Raw genomic sequence first — 20,560 nt, forward strand, 5'->3', positions numbered from 1 at the left:
ACGAGCCTAGGGGACGTGTCGAGGGCTGGCCGCGTCCATTACCAGATCATGACAATTCGTGGATCACGCGCGGATATCCGGCTGGCAGCTTCTGCTGAGTGATCCAACAGTTGTCTCCCACCGAGTCCCGGCCCGTCGACACGCAGCCCGAGGCGACGCGCGTCCGGTTTCGCCACCGGTACTGGACCCGGACGGTCCCCGCCGACCGGCAGTCACACCGGGCGCGGTGGGCCGACGCGGCGAAGGGCGTCTGCATCATCCTCGTCGTCCTTTGGCACGTGGTGGTCAAGGACTACCTGCAGATCGACTGGCACGTCGGCGTACCGGTGCCGGGCCTGTGGGGAACGCTCGGTGAGCAGTTCCTGCCGCTGCGGATGCCGCTGTTCTTCACCATCTCGGGCGTCTTCGCGGCGAACGCCGCCCAGCGGCCGTGGCGGGTCGTCGCCCGCGGCCGCATCGCCGGGTTCCTCTACCTGTACGTCGTCTGGCTGCTGATCCACACCGCGGTCCTCGCCGCCGCCCCGCAACTGCCGACCGACCGCGCCACCTCCGCCCTGGGCCTGCTGGAGCAGCTCACCATCACGCCGTCGAACCTCTGGTACCTGTACGCGCTGGCGCTGTACTTCACAGTCGCCAAGGCGACCCGCCGGCTCCCCCGGGCGCTGGTCCTCGTGCCCGCCGCGGCGTTGTCCGCGATCGCCGCCGCCGGACTGCTCGACACCCCGGGCAATCGGGCCGGCCTCTATCAGAACCTGGTCTTCTTCCTCGCCGGCCTGTCCCTGCGACCGCAGATCGAGCGGTGGGCGGCCACCGCCAGCAGGCGCCGCCTCGTGCTGACCTCGGGCGCCTACGCGCTCGCGCTCGCCGCGATGGCGGCGGCCGGCGCCCAGCAGTGGTTCGGCGTGTGGACGGCGGTGTCCGCGGTGGCAGTGATCTTCGGCATAACCGCCGCTGCCCGGCTGGCCCGGTGGTCGGCACTCAGTGATCCGCTGGCTAGGCTCGGCCGCATCACACTGCCGATCTACGTCATCCACATGCCGGTCCTGGCCCTGCTGCACCGGCTGTTGCTCGTACCGATTTCCGGGCTGGACCGGTCCGCCCAGGGCCTGATCGTGCTCGGTTATCCGATTCTGCTGAGCGGGCTGGTGATCGCTGTGAGCCTGGCCGTCCACCGCGGGCTGGTGGCGGTGCGCGCGCGCTGGCTGTTCGCGCTCCCCGGTCCCCGCCGGGGAGGGGCGGCCGGATGAGCGCGCTGGCCGAGGCGGTGGTCGACCTCGGGGCGATCGCCGACAACGTGCGGGCCATCACGTCGCTCACCGGCACCGACCTGATGGCCGTCGTGAAGGCGGACGGGTTCGGTCACGGCGCGGTGCAGGTGGCCCGTGCCGCGCTGCGCGCCGGCGCGCGTTGGCTGGGGGTGACCTCGGCGGCCGAGGCGCTGGCCCTGCGTACGGCGGGGGTGACCGCGCCCACGTTGAGCTGGCTGCACCGGCCGAACGACGACTTCGGGGCGTTGATCACGGCGGGCGTCGACGTCGGGGTGTCCACCACCACGCACCTGCACGCCGTCGTCGACGCGGTCCACCTGCTCGGCGTACCGGCGATGGTGCAGCTCAAGGCGGACACCGGTCTGTCCCGCAACGGAGCAGCCGGGGACGACTGGCCGGAGCTGGTGCGGTGGGCCCGCAAGTACGAGCGGGAGGGCGCGATCCGGGTACGCGGGGTGTGGTCCCACCTCATCGACGCGGACCTGCCGGGCACACCCGAGCTGGGTCGGCAGGTGGCGACCTTCGAGGAGGCGTTGCGGGTCACCCGCACGGCCGGCCTCGACCCGGACCTGGTGCACCTGGCCAACTCGGCGGCCGCGCTGTCCGCACCGCGGACGCGCTACGACCTCTGCCGAATCGGGATCGCGCTGTACGGCGTGGACCCCTTCGGGGCGAGCGGTCCGGGCGAGTTCGGGCTGACCCCGGCGATGACGGTGCGCACGAGCGTGGTCAACGTCAAGCGGGTGCCCGCCGGCACGAGCGTCTCCTACGGGCCCGACCACGTCACCGGCGCGCCGACCACGCTGGCGCTGCTGCCGCTCGGCTACGCCGACGGGCTGCCCCGCGTCACCGGCGGTCGCGCCGAGGTGTGGCTCGGCGGCCGACGGTGCCCCGTCGTCGGGCGCGTCGCCATGGACCAGTGCGTGGTCGACGCCGGAGACCAACCGGTGACGATCGGCGACCCGGTGGTGGTCTTCGGCCCCGGCGAGGGTGACCAGGCCCCACCGACCGTCGTCGAGTGGGCGCGCTGGGCCGACACCAACCCGCACGAGATCTTGACCGGGATCGGGCCCCGGGTGGCCCGCGACCACCTCCACGAAAGGGCACGGAATTCATGACAACCCGACTGGCAGTGCTGTACGGCGGGCAGAGCGGCGAGCACGAGGTGTCCTGCCGCTCGGCGGCGAGCATCCTCGCCAACCTGGACCGGGAGCGGTACGAGGTCACCGAGGTGCTCATCGACCGTGCCGGCGGGTGGCACGTGGGCGGCCGCCCGACGACGCTCCCCCAGGCGCTGCGCGTGCTGCGTACCCAGGACGTGGTGTTCCCGGCCCTGCACGGCCCGTACGGCGAGGACGGCACTGTGGCGTCGCTGCTGGAGTGGCTCGGCGTGCCGTACGTCGGCAACGGTGTCTTCGCCAGCGCCGCCGGCATGGACAAGGGCGTCACCAAGCGACTCCTCGCGGCGGAGGGCCTGCGGGTCAGCCCGGGGGTGACCCTGCGTCCCGGCGAGGAGTTGTCGTCCACCGACCGGCAACGGCTGGACCTGCCGGTCTTCGTCAAGCCGGCGCGGGCCGGTTCCAGCCTGGGCGTGGTCAAGGTGGACGAGTGGGCGGGTGTGCCCGCAGCGCTGGAGCAGGCCCGTCAGGTCGACCCGAAGGTGCTCGTCGAGCAGGGGGCGCGCGGGCGGGAGATCGACGTGGCCGTCCTCGAGCACCCGGACGGGCGGGTGCAGGCCGGCCCGCCGCTGGAGATCCGGGTGACCGGGCCCGGTTTCTTCGACTACGACGCCAAGTACGACGGCGGGGCGGCCTTCCAGATCCCCGCCCCGCTCGACGCGGAGACCACCGAGGTGCTCCAGGACCGGGCGATCCGCGCCTTCCGCGCCCTGGACTGCCGGGGCCTGCTCCGGGTCGACTTCTTCCTGCCCGCCGAGGGGTCCCCCGAGCCGATCGTGAACGAGGTCAACACGTTCCCCGGTTTCACCGCCGCGTCGCAGTTCCCGCAGATCTGGGCCCAGGCCGGTCTCGGGTTCGCCGCGCTCATCGACATCCTGATCGCCGGCGCGCTCGTCGACGAGGACCGGGGCCGCCACACCGGGCTGCCCCGGCAGGCGCGACCCGTCGACCTGGCGCGCAGCGGTGGTCGGCATCCGGTCAGCTGAGCGGGCACGGCCGGGCCGGTCGGGCGCCGTCGGACCCGACGACGGCGACCGGTGTGGAGTTGCCCGCCAGGCCGACCTGGGCCGCGGCGTCGGCCACGGTGCAGATGATCTGGTCGGCCGCCCTGGGCGACAGGGACCGGGCCGCGCCGGTGGTGCGCACCGTGAGGTCACCGGACCCGTTGGCCCCCGACGTCACCGTGACCGGGTCGAGCCCGGCCGGCACCTCGCTGGTGAGACCCTGGCCGCGTTCGGACCCCAGCGGACCGGCCGCGAGCAGGGCGAGCGCGTTGGCGGGCGAGGCGTCCGCCGACGCCGGGCGCAGGACCAGCACGAGTTCGCCGTCCCCGAGCAGGTAGAGCCCGACGCCCCGGGACGGGCCACTGACCGCGGGCCGACCGGTGATGACCTCGCTGGGCCGTACCCCGCAGCCGCCGGTGGCGAGAAGCGTGAGCAGAACGCCACCGGCGAGCAGCGCGCGCCTGGTCACCTGGCACCTCCGTCGTCCGCCGGGTCGCGGGGCAGTCGGAGGGTGAACACCGCGCCGCCACCGGGGGCGTTGCCCGCGACGAGGCTCCCCCGCCGGTCGCCGTGGTGGTGCAGGCGCGCGTTCTCCCAGGAGATGGCGAGGCCGAGGCCGCTGCCCTCGGAGCGGGTCCGCGCGGTGTCGGCCTTGTAGAAGCGGTCGAACACGTGCGGCAGGACCGCCGGGTCCAGACCCGGACCCTGGTCGGCGACCTCGACGGTGACCCAGTCCGCGTCCGCGCGCAGGCGTACCGACACCGGCTCGGCGCCGTGCCGGAAGGCGTTGCCGACCAGGTTGGCGACGATGACGTCGAGCCGGCGGGGATCCAGCCGGGCCATGACTCCCGGTGGCAGGTCGGCGCGTACGCGGTCGGCCCAGCCCCGGATCCGCAGGGTCGCGGTCACCGCCGCGGCCACGTCCACGTCGTCCAGGGCGAGCCGCGCGGTGCCGGAGTCGAACCTGCTGACCTCGATGAGGTCGTTGACCAGGTGGGTGAGGTTCTGCGTCTCCCGGCTGACCAGCCGGGCGGCTCGGCCCGCGTCGCCGGGCAGGTGGTCCGCCTCCTCGTCGAGCACGTCGGTCACCGCCGTCATCGCCGCCAGCGGCGTACGGAGTTCGTGCGAGACGTCGGCCACGAAGCGGCGGGCGTCGGACTCCATCCGCCGCAGCTCATCGACCTGCCGTTCCAGCGTCCCGGCGGTGTCGTTGAAGGTCCGCGCCACGTCGGCCAGCTCGTCGGCGCCCCGGACGGTCAGCCGGGTGCTCAGGTCGCCCTCGCCGAGGCGGCGGGCCGCCCGACCCAGGTCGCGGACGGGCCGCAGGACGCCGCGGGCGGCCAGCAGGGCCAGCAGGACGGCGAGGACCAGGGACAGCCCGCCGGTCTGCCACGCCCGGGTGGCGAGCCGGTTGATGCTCTGCTGCTCGGGCACGAGGTTGCGCACCGAGTAGACCTCCAGCCCGGACGACCGGGACGTGCCGTCGGACTCCTCGAGAGTCAACTGGGTGCCGATGAGCAGCCAGGGCTGTCCGTCGTGCGAGACACGCTGCCAGGCGATCCGGCCGTCACCGACCTCCCGGCGCAGCTCGGGGGTGAGCGGGTCGGCGATCTCCACACCGCCCTGTGAGCGCATGTCCCGGTAGACGACCACCGCGGAGCCCTGCCGGTCGGAGAGCCGCTGGGCCAGCAGGTCGAGGTCGGCCTGGGTCGGTGGGAGCTGGACGATCGGGTAGACCTTCGCGAGTTGGTCGGTGAGCGACATCACGGCGGCGTCCTGCGCCTGTTGCAGGATGACGGTCCGGGCCTGGAAGTAGCTGCCACTGGCCACGACCGCCGTCGTGGTCACGCCCAGCAGCGCGAAGGTCAGGAGCAGCCGCACCCGCAGGCCCAGGACCCGGGCACTGGCCCAGCGGGTCACAGCGGCCCGAACCGGTATCCGAAACCGCGCACGGTCTGGATGAAGACCGGCGCCGACGAGTCGACTTCGATCTTGGCGCGCAGCCGCTGGACGCACGCGTCCACGAGCCGTGAGTCCCCGAGATATCCGTGCTCCCAGACGGCCTCCAGCAGTTGCTGGCGGCTGAGCACCTGGCCGGGCGTGTGCGAGAGTTCGAGCAGCAGGCGCAGCTCGGTCGGCGCCAGGCCGACGGGTGTCCCGTCCCTGCTGACCACGAGCGCGGCCCGGTCGATGGTCAACGGGCCGTACTCCTCCACACCGGCGCGCTCACCGGCGGGACGTCGGGACTCACCACCGGTCCGTCGGAGCACCGCGCGGATGCGCGCCTCGAGCACCCGGGCCTGCACGGGTTTGACCACGTAGTCGTCGGCGCCGGCCTCCAGGCCGGCCACCACGTCCATGTCGTCGTTGCGGGCGGTGAGCATGATGATCGGCAGGTCGCCGAGCTGCCGGATGCGGCGGCAGACCTCGAACCCGTCCATCCCGGGCAGCATGAGGTCGAGGACCACGACGTCGGACGAGGTCGTGCGCAGCAGGTCCAACCCCTGCTCACCGGTCCCCGCGGCGTGCACGGTGTGGCCCTGCCGGGTGAGCGCCAGCTGCAGTCCGTCGCGCACCGTCTGGTGGTCTTCGATCAGCAGCACCTGGGACATGTCGTCAAGTATCCCATCATGAGATCTTTTGGGATCCGGTCGACGGCCGTGGCCGCGGGGGACGCGGGCAGGCGAGATCAGTGGCGCGTACCAGGAACACCACCGAGCCCACCAGGACCATCGTCACCGCGCCGACCACGACGATGGCGACGAGCGCCCCGCGCCGCACCGACGTGGCCAGGTCGGGCACGACCACCGCGAGCGCCCCGACCAGCACGACCAGGCCGGCCGCCCCCTCGGTCAGCCCGCGCCACGGGCTGCCGCCAACCGGTCGGTCGTCCGCGCCCTGGTCCCCCCGCCAGACCACCAGGGCCGCCGCGGCCAGGCAGAACACCGCCACCCCCAGCAGTACGCCGCCGAGCGCGTCGCTGAACCGGTGCCAGCCCGCGATCATGGTGGCCGCCGCGATGAGGGCGACACCCGCCGCGCCCGGCACCACCAGCCATCGCCGGGCCCACCCGGGAAGGACCAGCATGAACGCCAGCAGCAGCGCCGTGGCCGCCGTGACGTGGCCGCTGGGGAAACTGTTGTGGGTGGTCGAACTCTCGATCTGAAGGTCCGGGCGGGGCAGCGCCGACTTCACCGCGCCGGCCACCACCACCGCGCACAGGACCATGCCCACGCCGACCACGCCGGCCGCCAACCGCCGGCGGAGCGCACCCACCACCAGCACCGCGCCGAGCAGGGCGGCCAGGAGTGTCGGGCTGCCGAAGGCGGCCAGTACGGTCTTGGCCGGACCCACAAGCACCGTCTGCTGCTCGTAGCCTCCGCCCCGCTCGGCGCGCGGCAGGAGCGCGCCGTCCCACCACTGACCGGGGTACGTGCGCACGAAGACGGCCGCGGTGAGGGCTAGGGCGAGCAGGCCGCACAGCGACGCCGCGAGCAGCCGGAGACCCAGCGGCACGGCCGCGCGGGCGTGCGGCAGGGGTCGCGCCGGCTGCGGGCCGGGCGTCGACCGCCCGACGGGGTACGACGATCCGATGGACATGGCGACAATGCTCGCCCCGGCAGGTCCGTACACCGTGCGCGGATTGTCTTGGTTCTGTCACAACCGCTTCCGGACCGCCGGCGACCGGCTGCTGACCACCGCGACGTGGTCGAATTCATCTGCTTGCATCGACGATGTTTTACCCGGGCGAGATCAGCCGCCACTAGGGTCAGGGCGCCGATCGATGTTTGGCATCGACGGTGCGACAAATCCATCCGGAGTGAGTTGGGGAACCGGAAGGGGTTGGGGGAATGCAGGGAATCTCTGTCGACAGCCTGGTCATCGGCATCGCGTCGTCACCGGCCGAACGCCGACAGCTGGCCCGACTACTCGGCGGAAGCGACGCCTTCCTGATCGTCTCGACAGTCGACCAGGCACGGGAGTTCCTCGGGGTGGTCGAGACACCTCCCGTTCCGACTCCCCCGGTCACCGGCGTGCTCGCCGACGTCGCGCCGAGCCCACCGCCGCCGCCACCGGACCTGACCGTCGACTCCGACCGGCGGGTGCTGCGGTGGCGCGACCAGGAGATCAACCTGACCCGCCTGGAGCACGACGTCCTGCTCTGCCTGGTGCACGCGCCCGGGCAGATCTGGACCTACGAGCGCCTGCACCTCGAGGTCTGGGGCAACCGGCACCTCGGCCGCGGCTCCGACATGCACTCGGTGGTCCGCCGGGTGCGCGGCAAGCTCGCCAGGCTGAACGCCGCGGCGACGATCCACTCGGTACGCGGGGTCGGCTTCCGGCTCGTCCCGGTCTGATCCGCCGGACACGGTCCGGCCCGCCTGGTCGGACACCAGGCGGGCCGGACGTGCTCGCTACCGTTCGGGTGTCAGCACCGGATCGGCGCCAACCCGAAGTCCTCCACGGTCGGAGTGGTGCTGTTGATCTTCGTCTGACGGGTCTGCGGCTTCCAACCGTCCTTGGCGACGATCATCGTGATCGGGTTGTTGCGGCGGTCCACCCAGTAGGCGTACTTGCCCTGGGCGTCGGTGGCGAAGGTCCACGACGACGCCCACGAGTCGACCTGCACGACCGCGCCGGTGAGCGGCGAGGTCGCACCCTGGCAGCTGGTGCCGGTGACCGTACCCATGAGCTTGCCCCAGGTCTTCGGGGGGTTCACGGTCATGGTCACCGCGACCGGCGCGACCGAGTACGGCGTGTTCTCCGAGATCGCGACCGCGCCGGAGTAGGTGCCCGGCTGGTCCACGTTCGCCGTCATCGTGACGGTGACCGTGACCTTCGCACCCGGCGCGAGGGTGGCCGCCGACTTGTCGATGGCGAACCAGCTCACGTCGGCCGCCGACTCGGCGCAGCCCTCGAAGCCGGGCAGCGCCTCGCTGTCCGCCGCCGCGTCGAAGCTGCCGGACGAGCCGCCGATCTTGTAGAAGCCGCACGCCGCCCCACCGCGGTAGCGCGGCGTGTTGGCGTTCGGCAGGTTCGACCACGAACCGGTGCCCGGGTCGAAGGCGAAGCCCGCGTTGCTGATGGCACCACCCTGCGAACCGCCGACGACGAGGAGCTTGCCGTTGGCGACGGCGTACGAGCTGGCCCAGTTGTCGGTCGGCGCGTCGGCGACCGTGCTCCAGGTGTTGGCGCCCGGGTCGTAGGCGTAGCTGGACTTCAGCGCGGCGGCCCCGTCGTTGCCGCCGGTGCAGTAGACGATGCCGTCGATCCCGCCGCAGGAGGCGAAGGCCACCGACTTCGGGTAGTTGGCAAGCGTCGTCCAGGTGTCAGTGGCCGGGTCGTACCGGACCACGCTGTTCGACATCGGCGTGCAGCCGGCGGTGGTGCAGCCGCCGATGGCGTACAGCTTGCCGTCGACGACGGCCTGACCGGCCGCCGATCGCGGCGCCGGGTTGTCGGCCAGCTCGGTCCAGGCGTTGGCCCCCGGGTCGTACGACCAGGTGGCCGAGTCCGGCCCCGACTCACCCCAGCCACCGGTGACGATGATCTTGCCCTCCACGACGCCGGCCGTCAGGGCGTTACGGGCGCCGGGAAGGTCGGCGATCGCCGTCCAGGTCTGCGCGACCGGGTCGTAGGCGTAGTTCTTCGTGGTGGAGGCGCTCCCGTCCCCACCGCCGAGCGAGTAGACCTTGCCGGCCAGGTTCACCACCCGGTTGTCCATGATCGTGGACGGGTAGTCGGCGATGTCGGTCCACGGCGCGGCCTGCGGGCCGACCCCCGCGGTGGCCGCCTTGGCCGCCTTGCCGGACGCCTTCGCGGCGAAGGACGTCGCGGCGTTGAGCCGCTGCTCCGGCGCGCCGGAGCCGCCGAGCACCTGCTGCCTGGTGACCTTGGACCCGTCCGCCCGCAGGAGTTCGAACCCGTTGTCCCGCTCACCGAACTTGACCTCGACCGGCGCGCCGCCGGTGTTGGTCACCGTGAACGTCTTACTGGCCTTGCCGCTGGGCATCTGGAGCGTGGCGCTCACCTGCGTCGGCGTCACCGACAGCCGGCCGGCCGCGAGCTGGAAGTTCGCGACGGTCGCCCAGTCGGCCTCGACGTCGACCTGCTTGGTCTGGCTGACGTAGTTGCCGGCCGTCGCCGTGAACGGGTGCGTGCCGGTGAGCGTCGAGTAGATCCAGTAGAAGCCGTCGGCCAACTCCGGGTCGTCCGGGGTCGCCACGGTGACGGCCTTCTCGGCCGGCCGGTCCTTGCTGGTGACGGTCGCGCCGTTGACGTAGCTGTTGTCGTTCTTGTCGCGGACGTTGCCGACGACCAGCCCGCCGTCGACCGGCACGCAGGTGATCTGGCTGCCGATCAGGACGTTGTCGACCTCCCACCACCACTCGTAGGACGCGTCGTAGTAGTGGAACCGGACCTGCACCTGCGCCTGACCGGCCGCCTGCGGGATCGGGATCTCGGTCAGCTTCGGGCCCCGGACGTCGGTCTCCTGCCGGAGCACGTTCGTCCAGGTGGCACCGCCGTCGATGCTGAGGTCCACGTCGGCGGTGTCGTCGTTGAGCTGGTTGAAGTCCTGGTTGAACCGGATGACCGGGGCCGTGACGCCGGTCAGGTCGACCACCGGGCTGACCAGGGAGGTGTCCTGGCTGGTGCCGGCACCGTAGTTGTCGCTGTCGATCATCGCGAAGTTGCCGCTGCCGCCGGTCAGGTTGCCCCGGTCGCCGTCGTCGGTGAACGTCCAGACCTGACCGCTGCCCGCGTTGTCCACGACGGTCCAGCCGGCCGGCGTGGTCGTGGCGTCGAAGGTCTCGTACTCACCGTCGGAGCCGGTCGTGTATCCGGGCGCGGTGGTGCAGACGGTGGTGTCCACCGGCACCGCGACGTTCGCGGTGGCGTTGCCCGAGCCGACCACGACCTGCTTGGTGACGGTCTGGTAGCCCGGGTACTGCGACTCGTACTTCAGGGTGTAGGTCTGCCCGGCCGGCAGCTTGAGGCTGTACCGGCCGTTCGACGGGGTGGTGTAGTCGTAGACGCCGGCCACCCCGGTGACCGTCACCTTCGCGTACAACGGCCAGCCGTGGCCGGAGCCGTCCGTGACCGCCCCGGTGACGTTGACACTCGCCACCGGCGTCAGCGCGACGTTGAGCGTGGTGGTCGTGGCCTTGGTGACAGTCGCCGGCTTCGTGGTGCTGCCGTAGCCGAAGGCCGCCACGGTGACCTGGTAGTCGCCGGTCGGGAGCTGGGTCGAGTAGGTGCCGGTGGCGCCGGTGGTCACCTCACGGGTGGTCGGGCCGGTGAGCGTCACTGTCGCGCCGGCGATCGGGGCGCCGGTGGCCGCGTCGGTGACGGTGCCGGCCAGGGTGCCGATGTCGCCGGTGGGCGCGGCGGTGAGCAACGCGAGGGCGTCCAGCCGGCCTTCGCCGTAGACGTTGTTGTCGGCCGCGGTGCCGCCGCACTGGGCGTCGGCCTTGTCGATCGCGGTGCCGTTGAGCAGCGCACGGGTCGCGTCGATGTCGCCGATGAGCGACGGGGCCGCCGAGTACAGCAGCGCGATCGCGCCCGCGAGGTGCGGCGCGGCCATCGAGGTGCCGCTGCTGCTGCCGTAGGCGTTGCCCGGGATGCTCGACCGGACGTTCACGCCGGGGGCCGAGATGTTGGGCTTGATCTCACCGTCCTGCCCGGTGCCCCGGGCGGAGAAGCCGGCGATGTTGTTGTTGACGTCGTACGCGCCGGTCGAGTAGTTGTCGGCGAGGCTGCCGGGCGAGCCGCTGGTCTGGCATGCCGGCCCGCTGTTGCCGTTGGACCAGACGCCGAAGATCCCGGACGCGGCCCAGGCGTCCGTCACGTCCGTCATGAAGGGCTCGTTGGACGGGTCCCGGGTGCCCCACGAGTTGTTGATGACGTTGGGTCGCTTGCTCGCGTCCGCGTTCTGGCCGTTGAGGTCGAGCGGTTCGAGCATCCACTGCCCGGACTCGATGAGAGCGGCGTCGCTGGGGCAGCAACCGTTCGCCGCGATCCACTTGACCCCGGGGGCGACACCGATCTGGTTCGCGCCGTCGGAGCCGGCCATGGTGCCCATCGTGTGCGTACCGTGGCCGTCGTCGTCGCAGGGGCCGGTCTCGCAGGTGCCGGCGGCGTCGAACCAGTTGTAGTTGTGGTCGAACGTGCCGTCGCCGTTGTTGCCGCGGTAGGAGTTCACGAGCGCCGGGTGGTCGAACTGGACCCCGCTGTCGATGCTCGCGACGGTGATGCCCTCGCCCTTGACGCCGAACTGGGACCAGACGTCGTCGGCGTTGATGTTGGCGATGCCCCACTCGACGGCGTTCGCGGTCTTCTCGTCGGTGCCCTTGATCGTCTCGGGCACCTTGTAGGTGACCGGGGCGTAGAGGCCCTCGACCTCGGCGTGGTTGGCGAACGTCTGCGCCATCGCCAGGGAGCCGCTGTTCACCTTTATCGCGTTGGTGACCCAGAAGGTCTGGTACTTCGCGCCCGAGCTGTCGAGTTCGGCCCGGATCTTGCCCTGGCTCGCCGCGGCGGTCTTGCGCAGAGCGTCCGCGACCGCCGTGCCGCGCTTCGACCAGTCCTTGATGGCGCTGGCCTTGCTCAGGTCCGCCCGGTCCTTGAACCGGATCCAGAAGTCCCCTTCACTCTTGGCCTGGAGCTGCTGTGCGAGCTCCGGTCGGATCTTGTCTCCCGCCCCCACCGCGCCGCCCGGCGCGGCCTGCGCGCCGGATCCGATGGTGACCAAGCATGTGGCGGTGAGGATCGTCGCCGCCCCGGCGCTGACCAGCGATCTGGCCGCGCGCCCCCATTGTGGACGTCTGAACATCGGTGCTGCCTCCCTCAGAACGACCCAGGGTGTCAATGGGCCATGGTGAGGGTGCGGGAGGATCGTCTCGGCGGGCCGAGAGATCGAACCCCCCATGCCTCCCCATGCACCGCGCGGGTCACGCCGGTTGCCCGACTGGACACTATGATCGAGAAGAACGGACGATCAAGAACTTGCCGTGAGCAACTTGTCGCTAAGAGTTGCCCCGCTGGTGACGCGCTTGCCAATCATTGTCAGGACCATGACGATAGCTGGGCAGGGATGCCCATCGATCCCGGGCGGTGCTGTGGCCGAGGACGACGAGGCGACGTTGGATCGGGGCGATCCGGCCGACGAGCCGTTTCCGCTGTTGATCGCGGTGACCTCGTCGCCGGCCGAACGGATCCGGCTCGCCGAACGCCTCGACGGCATCGCGCCGTTGCTGCTGGTGGCCGACCTCGACGAGCTACGCCGACTGATCGCCGCGCCACAGCAGCCGTCCACCACCTCGTCCGGGCCGACGCCCGCCGCCAACACGGCCCTGGTGATCGACTCCGCCCGGTCCGTCGCCCGCTACCGGGATCGCGAGGTCGACCTCACCCGACTGGAGCACGACCTGCTGATCTGCCTGACCACCGAGCCGGTCCGGGTCTGGAGCTACGCCGACCTGCACCGGTCGGTCTGGCGGGACGAGGGGCGCGAGCGCAGGGCGGACGTGCAGTCCCTGGTGAAGCGGCTACGACGCAAGCTGCACGAGCTAGACACCGGGGCCAGCATCGAAGCCGTCCGAGGCGTCGGGCTGCGGCTGACCGACCGTCGCCACCCACGCATCGAAAGAGCCTGACGCCTGCCTGATGTGGGCAGGCGGGGCGCGTGCGGCCGGACACGTCGCCGCATAAACCGGCCCCATCGGGGTACGGGACCAAGATCAGCATCACCGATGCGACGCAGAACGCAGGTAAGGAGAGTCAGCATGGCATTCCCGAACACCTCGACGGTGTCCATCGGCCTCACGTCGGCCGCGCACGTCGGAATCGCGGTGAGTGACCTTGACCGCTCGGTCGCGTTCTACCGGGCCCTGCTCGGCGCGGAGCCGGTCGTCCGGGACGAGAGCATGCACGGCGCCGGGTTCGCGCAGTCGCAGGGGCTGCCGACGACGAAGCTGCGGTACGCCACGTTCAACCTCGACAACCTCGGGATCGACCTGATCCAGTTCCAGGAGCCGGTCGGTGACGCCGCCCAGGTCGCCGCCAACCGGCCCGGCTCGATGCACCTGTGTTTCCAGGTCGACGACGTACGGTCGGTCTTCGACCGGATGAGCGCTGCCGGGATCGAGTTCCTCGGGCAGCCGTACACGTTCGCGCCCGGCGAGGTGAACCCGCCGGCCGCCGTCGGCACCGAGGTCGCGTACTTCAACGACCCCGACGGCACCAACCTGGAGATCATCGCGCCCAAGGGCGGGTTCTCTCGCGAGTGATGTCGACGTGGGTGCGGGCCGGTTCCCGGCCCGCACCCACGTCGCTCTTGCCGGCCGGCTCAGCGGCCTGCGCCGCCCGGTGACCCTGGTAGTCCTGGCTCGGAGGGCATTCGGGTGATCGGCGGTAGGACCAGGGCGATCAGGGCGACGATCGCGATGACCGTGAACGGCAGCGTGTAGCTCTTGCCGCTCGCCTCGTAGAGCACCGACGTGACAAGCGGGCCGACTACGCCGCCGATGCTCCAGGCCACGATCATCGCGCCGTAGATGGCGCCGCCGTTGGGCGTGCCGAAGTAGTCCGCAGCGGTGGCGGGCATCGTGCCGAATCCACCGCCGTAGGCGAGGTAGACCAGGGCGGCCAGGACCGCGAAGAGCGCCAGGGACGCGGCGTGCGGCAGGATGAAGAAGCAGATCGCCTGGAGCAGCAGCATCCCGAGGAACGCCGGCATCCGCCCGGTGCGGTCGGACAACCACGCCCAGGCCACCCGCCCGGCCCCGTTGAACAGACCGAGCACGCCGACCAGGGTGGCGGCAGCCGCCGCACTGGCCCCGGTGATGACCTGGGCGGCATCGGACGCCTGCGAGATCAGCGCGATGCCACAGGTGACGTTGAGCGCGAGGATGCCGGTGAGCAGGTACCACTGCCGGGTGCGCAGGGCCTCCCGCAGGGTGTAGACCCGGGTGCCGGCGAGGGCGCGACCAGCGGTCTTCGGCGTGAACCCGGGCACCTGGTAGCCCGCCGGCGGGTTACGGAAGAACGACGCCCCGAGCAGGATCGCGATCAGGTACGCGACGCCCAGCGGGAAGAACACGTGGGTGGGGTCGTCGGTGCCGTTGAGCAGCCTCTTCGCCACCGGCGCGACGATCACCGCGCCGAAGCCGAACCCGGCGACCGCGATGCCGGTGATCAGGCCGCGCCGGTCCGGGAACCACTTGGCGAGCATCGCGATCGGGGTGATGTACGCGGCCCCCAGGCCGATTCCCCCCAGCACGCCGTAGGTGAGCACCAGCAGCCACAGGTCGTCCTCCGACGACGTGAGCGAGGCCAGCATGTTGCCGACCGCGTAGAGCACCCCACCGCCGAGCGCGACCGGTCGCGGGCCACGCCGGTCCTGGATGCGACCGCCGATCAGGCTGCCGATGAAGATCGTGCCGATCGCTACCTCGAACGGCAGCACGGCCTCCCACTTGGCCCAGCCGAATTCGTCCTGCAACGGCTTGTTGAACACGCTCCACGCGTACACCGCGCCGAGCGCGAGTTGGACGAGCACCGCGGCGACGACGAGACCCCATCGGCCCCGCGTCGGCGCGGATCTTCCTTGATCGGTTGCGGTGTGTGCCATGAGCTGAGTCCCCCGTCTGCTGGCTCATTGGCTGGCGCCTGTTGGTCGAGCTATGTCCGCTCCTCGGCCGGCGACCGGCCCTCCCTGCGGTCGCGCCGTTCCCGTTGCGGCACGACCGTGTACCTGGGGTCGCGCGCCGACGCCATCCCCGCCTCGAAGACGCCGAACCGGGTGGCGACCGACGACGCGACAAGCGCGGCGCCGGAGAGCGCGGACAGCATCCGGCTGCGCCGGCTGAACAACGCGGCGACGGTGCCCACGCCCAGCAGCACCCGCCCGGCCCGGATCAGTCGGCCGCTGCGACCCTGCGTGTAGGGCTCCCCGGTCAGGCCCATCCGCTCCAGCCGGCGACCGCCGACCACCTCGGTGGTCGCCGCGGCGAGGGCGAGTCGCCGCAGCGGGGCGGTCTCCGCGGCGGGCGCCGCGATCAGTCCGACACCGGACGCGGCGGCGAGCGCGCTGCCGGCGAAGACGAACGGCAACGACGGGTACGCGTCGTGCCAGGACGGTACGGCGGTGTCGGCGAGCAGCACCCCGGTGTAGGTGGCAAGCGCCGGGGCGGTGGCCGCGGCGGCCAGGCCGGCGACGTTGCCGACCGGGGGCATCAGCCGGCGGGCGAGGCCGAGCACGCCGTGTTGCGGCAGCCGCGGCGCCAGTTCGGTGATCGCGGCGACACCGGCGAGTGGTCCGAACACGGTGAGGATCCAGGTGCCGACCGACATCGGCGAGGTCAGCTTGGCGACCCGGAGCATGTGGTGGAACCGGGCGGGGCGCCCGAGGTCGTGTACCAGCAGGTACGCGCTGGCGGTGACGCCGCCGAGGGCGGTCCACCGCCCCACCTGACGCAGGCCGGGGCGGCCGGTCAGTTGGGCGCCCGCGCCGATCAGCGCGCCGCCGGCGGCGAGGCCTCCGGTGAACAGGTAGCCGGCGATGTCGTGTTTCCACACCGGCGGTTTGAGGATCGGGCGGCCGTAGTAGGAGGTGAAGTCGGCCACCGGCACGGTCAGTTGCTCGCCGTCGTGACCGCGACCTCGGCCGCCCCGGCGCTGCCCGACGGCCTGGTCGACGCGGTCCTGGAACTCGCGGAACCGGGCGCCGGCCGGCTCGTTCGGTGGACTGTCGGTCATCGTCGACCGCCGACGAACGCGAACACGGTGGCGGCCGTCATGACGAGGGCGGCGAGGCCCGCGCGTTTCCACATGGCCGGCAGGTCGCGGGTGGTCACGACCGGGTCGGGTGGCAACCCGTACACCTCGGGCTCGTCCAACAGCAGGAAGAACGCCCCGTCACCACCCACACCGTCGTTGGGGTCGTGCCCGTACAGACGGGCCTCCGGCACGCCCCGCTCGTGCAGCGTCTCGACCCGTTCCGCGGCCCGCTGCCGCAACTCGTCGAGCGGCCCGTACTGGATCGACTCCGTCGGACACGCCTGCGCACACGCCGGCGTCATCCCCGCACCCAACCGGTCGTAACACAACGTGCACTTCCACGCCCGACCGTCGTCCTTACGCTGGTCGATCACCCCGTACGGACACGCCGAGATGCAGTAACCGCAACCGTTGCAGATGTCCTCCTGCACCACCACCGTCCCGAACTCCGTCCGGAACAACGAACCCGTCGGACACACATCCAGACACGCCGCATGGGTGCAGTGCTTACAGACGTCCGACATCATCAACCACCGGAAATCCGAACGCTCCTCCACACCCGTGCCCCGGCCCGGGGGCTGCGCCCCCGGCATCCCCAGGAACTCCGGCTGCGGGCCGGCCGACATGCGCGCCGCCGCGGCGGGCGACCCGGTGGGCAGCCCCGGGTTGGTGCCGGTGTCGACGCTCGTCAGCGCGCCGAGCGCCGCCGTCGCCGGGCTGACCGCCGGCCCGTCCGGGTTCTGCGCGAACGCCGGGGTCGCCAGGCCGGCGCGGCGGGGTTGCTCGACGAACGCGACGTGTCGCCACGAGTTCGCGGTCAGCGCGCCGGTGTTGTCGTACGACATGCCGAGCAGGTCCAGGCCGCTCTCCGGCACACCGTTCCACTCCTTGCAGGCCACCTCGCACGCCTTACAGCCGATGCAGACGCTGGTGTCGGTGAAGAACCCCATCCGCGGCGGCGCGTCCTCGTAACCGGCGTCCGGCGCCGGATCCAACGGGCCGTACAGGGCGTTGGCGTGGGGCATGGGTCAGACCTCCTGGTCCGGGCCGCCGTCGGCGGAGTCGGTCGTGACCTGCGGTGGGTAGTGCGGGCTGAGGTCCCCGGACCGCCGTCGGTAGTCGACGACGAGTTCCTGGAGTTGGAGTCCCCGGGGGCGTCGCCCCGGCTGGATGTCGCAGGTGCCGACCTTGCTCTCCTGGATCAGGACGTTCGGGTCCAGGCTGATGCCGAACAGGTCGTTTGCCGAGTCGCCGGTCACCAGACCCTCGAACCCGAAGTGGTACGGCAACCACACCTGGTGGATGATCCGACCGTCCACCCGCAACGGCGTGAGCCGGTCGGTCACCAGCACCTTCGCCTCGATGGCGGCCCGGGCGGTCACCACGTGCGCCCACCCCAGGTGGGTGAGCCCGCGCTCGACCGCCAGCTCCGGTGACACCTCGACGAACATCTCCGGTTGCAGCTCGGCAAGCGTCCGGACGGTCCGGCTCATCCCACCGGCGGTGTGGTGCTCGGTGAGCCGGCTGACCGTGAACACGTACGGGAACACCTGGCTGTGCGGTTCCGGTGGGCTCGGGTTGAGTGTGTTGATCGGATGCGTGTAGACCTTGCGGGTCGGGTTGGCCTGCTGCCGGTAGAGCGGGTTACGCACCGGCGACTCCACCGGCTCGTAGTGCGTCGGCATCGGTCCGTCGAGCACGCCGGTGGGCGCGTACAGCCAGCCCTTGCCGTCGCCCTGCAGGATGAACGGGTCGTCGCCGGCGATGCCCGCCACACCCGAGGCGTCGCGCTCCGGCCGGTACGACGGCGGTTTGGTCTTCTCGAAGTCCGGCACGTCGTAGCCGGTCCACTCGGACTTCTCCGCGTCCCACCAGACGTAGCGTTTACGCTCACTCCACGGGTTGCCGTCCGGGTCGGCGGAGGCACGGTTGTAGAGGATGCGCCGGTTCGCCGGCCAGGCCCAGCCCCACTCCGGGGCCACCAGGGACTGCTCCGCGCCGGGTTTGCGGCGGGCGGCCTGGTTGACGCCGTCGGCGTACACCCCGGTGTAGATCCAGCAACCGCCCGCGGTCGAGCCGTCGGCCTTCATCTCGGTGAACGACGACAGCGGCCGGCCGGTCGCCACGTCGTACCCGTTGATCTCGTAGAGCACCGACTCGGCGCTCGGCTCGGCGTGCGGACCGTGCGTGGGGTAGTTCCAGGTGAGATCGAGCAGCGCGCGGTCGCGGGGCCGGGTCGACGACGCCAGCCGTTCCCGGACGATCCGCCCGAGGTGGTAGAAGAACCACAGCTCGGAGCGGGCGTCGCCCGGCGGCTCGACGGCCTTCTCCCGCCACTGCAACAGCCGCTGCGTCTGGGTGAACGTGCCTTCCTTCTCCACGTGCGACGCGGCGGGCAGGAAGAACACCTCGGTACGGCACTCCCCCGTCATGATCTCGCCGGTCTCGATCTCCGGAGCGTTCTTCCAGAACGTGGCGCTCTCGATCTCGAACAGGTCCCGAACCACGAGCCAGTCCAGGTTGGCCATGCCGAGACGCTGCGCCCGGCCGTGCGCGGAGCCGACCGCCGGGTTCTGACCGAGCAGGAAGTACCCCTTGATCTTCCCGTCGATCATGTCGAGCACCTGCTGGTAGGTGCCGTGGTCACCGGTCATCCGCGGCATGTAGCCGTAGCAGTAGTCGTTGTCGGCGGTGGCGGCGTCACCCCAGTACGCCTTGAGCAGGTTGACGCCGTAGGTGCGCGCGTTGCCCCAGAAACCCTTCTGCCCGGGGTGGGCGATGCTGTCCACCCACGTGGCCAGGGTCGGGTGGTTGGCGTGGTGCGGCATCGGCAGGTAGCCGGGCAGCAGGTTGAACAGCGTCGGGATGTCGGTGGAGCCCTGGATGCTGGCGTGCCCCCGCAGGGCCATGACCCCGCCGCCCGGGCGACCCACGTTGCCGAGCAGCAGCTGGATGATCGCGCCGGTACGGATGTACTGCACGCCCACGCTGTGCTGCGTCCAGCCCACCGAGTAGACGAGCATGCCGGTGCGGTCCCGGCCGGAGTTCTCCGTCCACGCCTGGGCCAGTTCGAGGAACTTCTCCTGCGGGATGCCGCAGACCCGTTCCACCATCTCCGGGGTGTAGCGGGCGTAGTGCCGCTTGAGGATCTGGTAGACGCAGCGCGGGTGCCGCAACGTTTCGTCGCGTTCGGTCTGCCCGCCGACGGGCGCGCCGTGCGACTCGTTCTCCAACCCGGCCGCGGTTTCCCGCTGCGTCTCGCTGTCGCGGGTCGTCTGGGTCTGGCTGTGCCCCTCGTAGCGCCAACTTGCCTGGTCGTAGGTGGCGTTGTCGTCGTTGAAGCCGGAGAAGAGCCCGTGCATGTCCTCGGTGTCGACGAACTCGTCGGTCACGAGCGTCGCGGCGTTGGTGTAGGCGACGACGTACTCCCGGAAGTCCAGCTCGTTGTCCAGGATGTAGCGGATCACCCCGCCGAGCAGGGCGATGTCGGTCCCGGCCCGGATCGGCAGGTACGAGTCGGCCAGCGCGCTGGTGCGGGTGAACCGGGGGTCGACGTGGAACACCTTCGCGCCGCGGCGTTTGGCCTCCATGACCCACTGGAAGCCCACCGGGTGCGCCTCAGCCATGTTCGAGCCCTGGATGACGATCACGTCGGAGTTCGACAGGTCCTGCTGGAACTGGGTGGCGCCGCCGCGACCGAAGCTGGTCCCCAGACCGGGGACGGTGGCGGAGTGTCAAATACGGGCCTGGTTCTCGATCTGGAGCGCCCCCATCGCGGTGAACAACTTCTTGATGAGGTAGTTCTCCTCGTTGTCCAGCGTCGCCCCACCGAGGCTGGAGATGCCGAGCGTCCGGTTCAGCGGGCGGCCCTCGGCGTCGACGTCCTCCCAGGTCTCGTCCCGGGCGGCCAGGACCCGGTCGGCGATCATGTTCATCGCCGTGTCGAGGTCGAGGTCCTCCCACTCGGTGCCGTACGGCCGGCGGTAGCGGACCGTGGTCTGCCGCAGAGGGCTGGTCACCAGACTCTTACTGGCCGAGCCCTTCGGGCAGAGTCGACCCCGCGAGATCGGGCTGTCCGGGTCGCCCTCGATCTGGGTGACCTGGCCGTCCTTGACGTACACCCGCTGACCGCAGCCGACGGCGCAGTACGGGCAGACGGACCGGGCCATCGAGTCGGCGGTTTCGGTGCGGGCGGTGAGCGCCCGGGACCCGTCGGATTCGGCAGCCGTACCCCGTCCGAGCGGGTCGGTGCCGGTGAGCTGGCGGTAGACCGGCCAGCCCTCGATCCAGCTCCGCACCCCCATCGCCGCACCTTCCCGACCAATCACAC

The 20,560-nt window shown here is 71.2% G+C and carries 15 protein-coding genes; 6 read left to right on the forward strand and 9 right to left on the reverse strand.

Features of this window, described 5'->3' with window-relative positions; genetic code table 11:
- Positions 1-98 precede the first annotated feature (98 nt).
- Genes ACGFH8_RS25540 through ACGFH8_RS25550 form a run of 3 tightly spaced genes read left to right on the forward strand, consistent with a single transcriptional unit; the run spans position 99 to position 3,432 of the window.
- Positions 99-1,247, forward strand: a complete 1,149-nt coding sequence (locus tag ACGFH8_RS25540; protein WP_393371557.1) for an acyltransferase family protein — start codon at positions 99-101, stop codon at positions 1,245-1,247.
- On the forward strand, positions 1,244-2,386 hold the full coding sequence (gene alr, locus ACGFH8_RS25545; RefSeq protein WP_393371560.1) for an alanine racemase: 1,143 nt from the start codon (positions 1,244-1,246) through the stop codon (positions 2,384-2,386). The genes ACGFH8_RS25540 and alr overlap by 4 nt, the downstream gene beginning before the upstream one ends.
- Entirely contained in the window at positions 2,383-3,432 is a 1,050-nt protein-coding gene (locus ACGFH8_RS25550) for a D-alanine--D-alanine ligase family protein (RefSeq protein WP_393371563.1), read from the forward strand. Before alr ends, ACGFH8_RS25550 begins: the two co-directional genes overlap by 4 nt.
- On the opposite strand, the gene ACGFH8_RS25555 is transcribed toward ACGFH8_RS25550, so the two are convergent.
- From ACGFH8_RS25555 to ACGFH8_RS25570, 4 genes are read right to left on the reverse strand one after another with little or no spacing between them, the layout of a single operon-like run.
- A complete protein-coding gene (locus tag ACGFH8_RS25555) occupies positions 3,425-3,919 on the reverse strand; it encodes a hypothetical protein (RefSeq protein ID WP_393371565.1) in 495 nt (164 codons plus the stop codon). The two genes, ACGFH8_RS25550 and ACGFH8_RS25555, sit on opposite strands and share 8 nt — an antisense overlap.
- Positions 3,916-5,370 (reverse strand): ATP-binding protein, encoded by a 1,455-nt coding sequence (locus ACGFH8_RS25560; protein ID WP_393371567.1) that lies wholly within the window; start codon positions 5,368-5,370, stop codon positions 3,916-3,918. The genes ACGFH8_RS25555 and ACGFH8_RS25560 overlap by 4 nt, the downstream gene beginning before the upstream one ends.
- Positions 5,367-6,062: a response regulator gene (locus ACGFH8_RS25565; protein ID WP_393371569.1), complete on the reverse strand. Its 696-nt coding sequence runs from the start codon at positions 6,060-6,062 to the stop codon at positions 5,367-5,369. The genes ACGFH8_RS25560 and ACGFH8_RS25565 overlap by 4 nt, the downstream gene beginning before the upstream one ends.
- A 16-nt stretch (positions 6,063-6,078) precedes the next feature.
- The gene (locus ACGFH8_RS25570) at positions 6,079-7,050 is read right to left on the reverse strand and encodes a phosphatase PAP2 family protein (RefSeq protein ID WP_393371572.1); all 972 of its coding nucleotides are present in this window, start codon (positions 7,048-7,050) and stop codon (positions 6,079-6,081) included.
- Between the two features lie 251 nt (positions 7,051-7,301).
- On the opposite strand from ACGFH8_RS25570, the gene ACGFH8_RS25575 reads away from it, so the two are divergent.
- Positions 7,302-7,808 (forward strand): winged helix-turn-helix domain-containing protein, encoded by a 507-nt coding sequence (locus ACGFH8_RS25575; protein WP_393371575.1) that lies wholly within the window; start codon positions 7,302-7,304, stop codon positions 7,806-7,808.
- 71 nt (positions 7,809-7,879) lie between these two features.
- Here the strand turns inward: ACGFH8_RS25575 and ACGFH8_RS25580 are convergent, their stop codons facing one another.
- Positions 7,880-12,202, reverse strand: a complete 4,323-nt coding sequence (locus tag ACGFH8_RS25580) for a S8 family serine peptidase (RefSeq protein ID WP_393371578.1) — start codon at positions 12,200-12,202, stop codon at positions 7,880-7,882.
- A gap of 322 nt (positions 12,203-12,524) precedes the next feature.
- Between ACGFH8_RS25580 and ACGFH8_RS25585 the strand changes: the two genes are divergently transcribed.
- Together ACGFH8_RS25585 and ACGFH8_RS25590 are read left to right on the forward strand one after the other, a co-directional pair.
- Positions 12,525-13,106 (forward strand): winged helix-turn-helix domain-containing protein, encoded by a 582-nt coding sequence (locus tag ACGFH8_RS25585; RefSeq protein WP_393371581.1) that lies wholly within the window; start codon positions 12,525-12,527, stop codon positions 13,104-13,106.
- Positions 13,107-13,235: 129 nt separating this feature from the next.
- The gene (locus tag ACGFH8_RS25590; RefSeq protein WP_393371584.1) at positions 13,236-13,739 is read left to right on the forward strand and encodes a VOC family protein; all 504 of its coding nucleotides are present in this window, start codon (positions 13,236-13,238) and stop codon (positions 13,737-13,739) included.
- A gap of 59 nt (positions 13,740-13,798) precedes the next feature.
- On the opposite strand, the gene ACGFH8_RS25595 is transcribed toward ACGFH8_RS25590, so the two are convergent.
- Genes ACGFH8_RS25595 through fdh form a run of 4 tightly spaced genes read right to left on the reverse strand, consistent with a single transcriptional unit; the run spans position 13,799 to position 20,534 of the window.
- Positions 13,799-15,082: an OFA family MFS transporter gene (locus tag ACGFH8_RS25595; RefSeq protein ID WP_393371586.1), complete on the reverse strand. Its 1,284-nt coding sequence runs from the start codon at positions 15,080-15,082 to the stop codon at positions 13,799-13,801.
- 50 nt (positions 15,083-15,132) lie between these two features.
- Positions 15,133-16,209, reverse strand: a complete 1,077-nt coding sequence (nrfD, locus tag ACGFH8_RS25600; RefSeq protein WP_393371589.1) for an NrfD/PsrC family molybdoenzyme membrane anchor subunit — start codon at positions 16,207-16,209, stop codon at positions 15,133-15,135.
- Positions 16,206-17,255, reverse strand: a complete 1,050-nt coding sequence (locus tag ACGFH8_RS25605; protein WP_393371591.1) for a 4Fe-4S dicluster domain-containing protein — start codon at positions 17,253-17,255, stop codon at positions 16,206-16,208. The genes nrfD and ACGFH8_RS25605 overlap by 4 nt, the downstream gene beginning before the upstream one ends.
- Positions 17,256-17,258: 3 nt before the next feature.
- The gene (gene fdh, locus ACGFH8_RS25610; protein ID WP_393371594.1) at positions 17,259-20,534 is read right to left on the reverse strand and encodes a formate dehydrogenase; all 3,276 of its coding nucleotides are present in this window, start codon (positions 20,532-20,534) and stop codon (positions 17,259-17,261) included.
- Positions 20,535-20,560 lie beyond the last annotated feature (26 nt).

This window comes from Micromonospora sp. NPDC049175 (assembly GCF_043197345.1).
In the GTDB taxonomy this organism is placed as follows: Bacteria; Actinomycetota; Actinomycetes; order Mycobacteriales; family Micromonosporaceae; genus Micromonospora.

Coding starts and splice junctions, on each gene's coding strand:
- alr (WP_393371560.1), top strand. CDS start 1,244: ATGAGCGCGCTGGCCGAGGCGGTGGTCGACCTCGGGGCGATCGCCGAC.
- ACGFH8_RS25550 (WP_393371563.1), top strand. CDS start 2,383: ATGACAACCCGACTGGCAGTGCTGTACGGCGGGCAGAGCGGCGAGCAC.
- ACGFH8_RS25565 (WP_393371569.1), bottom strand. CDS start 6,062: ATGTCCCAGGTGCTGCTGATCGAAGACCACCAGACGGTGCGCGACGGA.
- ACGFH8_RS25570 (WP_393371572.1), bottom strand. CDS start 7,050: ATGTCCATCGGATCGTCGTACCCCGTCGGGCGGTCGACGCCCGGCCCG.
- ACGFH8_RS25575 (WP_393371575.1), top strand. CDS start 7,302: ATGCAGGGAATCTCTGTCGACAGCCTGGTCATCGGCATCGCGTCGTCA.
- ACGFH8_RS25585 (WP_393371581.1), top strand. CDS start 12,525: ATGACGATAGCTGGGCAGGGATGCCCATCGATCCCGGGCGGTGCTGTG.
- ACGFH8_RS25590 (WP_393371584.1), top strand. CDS start 13,236: ATGGCATTCCCGAACACCTCGACGGTGTCCATCGGCCTCACGTCGGCC.
- ACGFH8_RS25595 (WP_393371586.1), bottom strand. CDS start 15,082: ATGGCACACACCGCAACCGATCAAGGAAGATCCGCGCCGACGCGGGGC.
- nrfD (WP_393371589.1), bottom strand. CDS start 16,209: ATGACCGACAGTCCACCGAACGAGCCGGCCGGCGCCCGGTTCCGCGAG.
- ACGFH8_RS25605 (WP_393371591.1), bottom strand. CDS start 17,255: ATGCCCCACGCCAACGCCCTGTACGGCCCGTTGGATCCGGCGCCGGAC.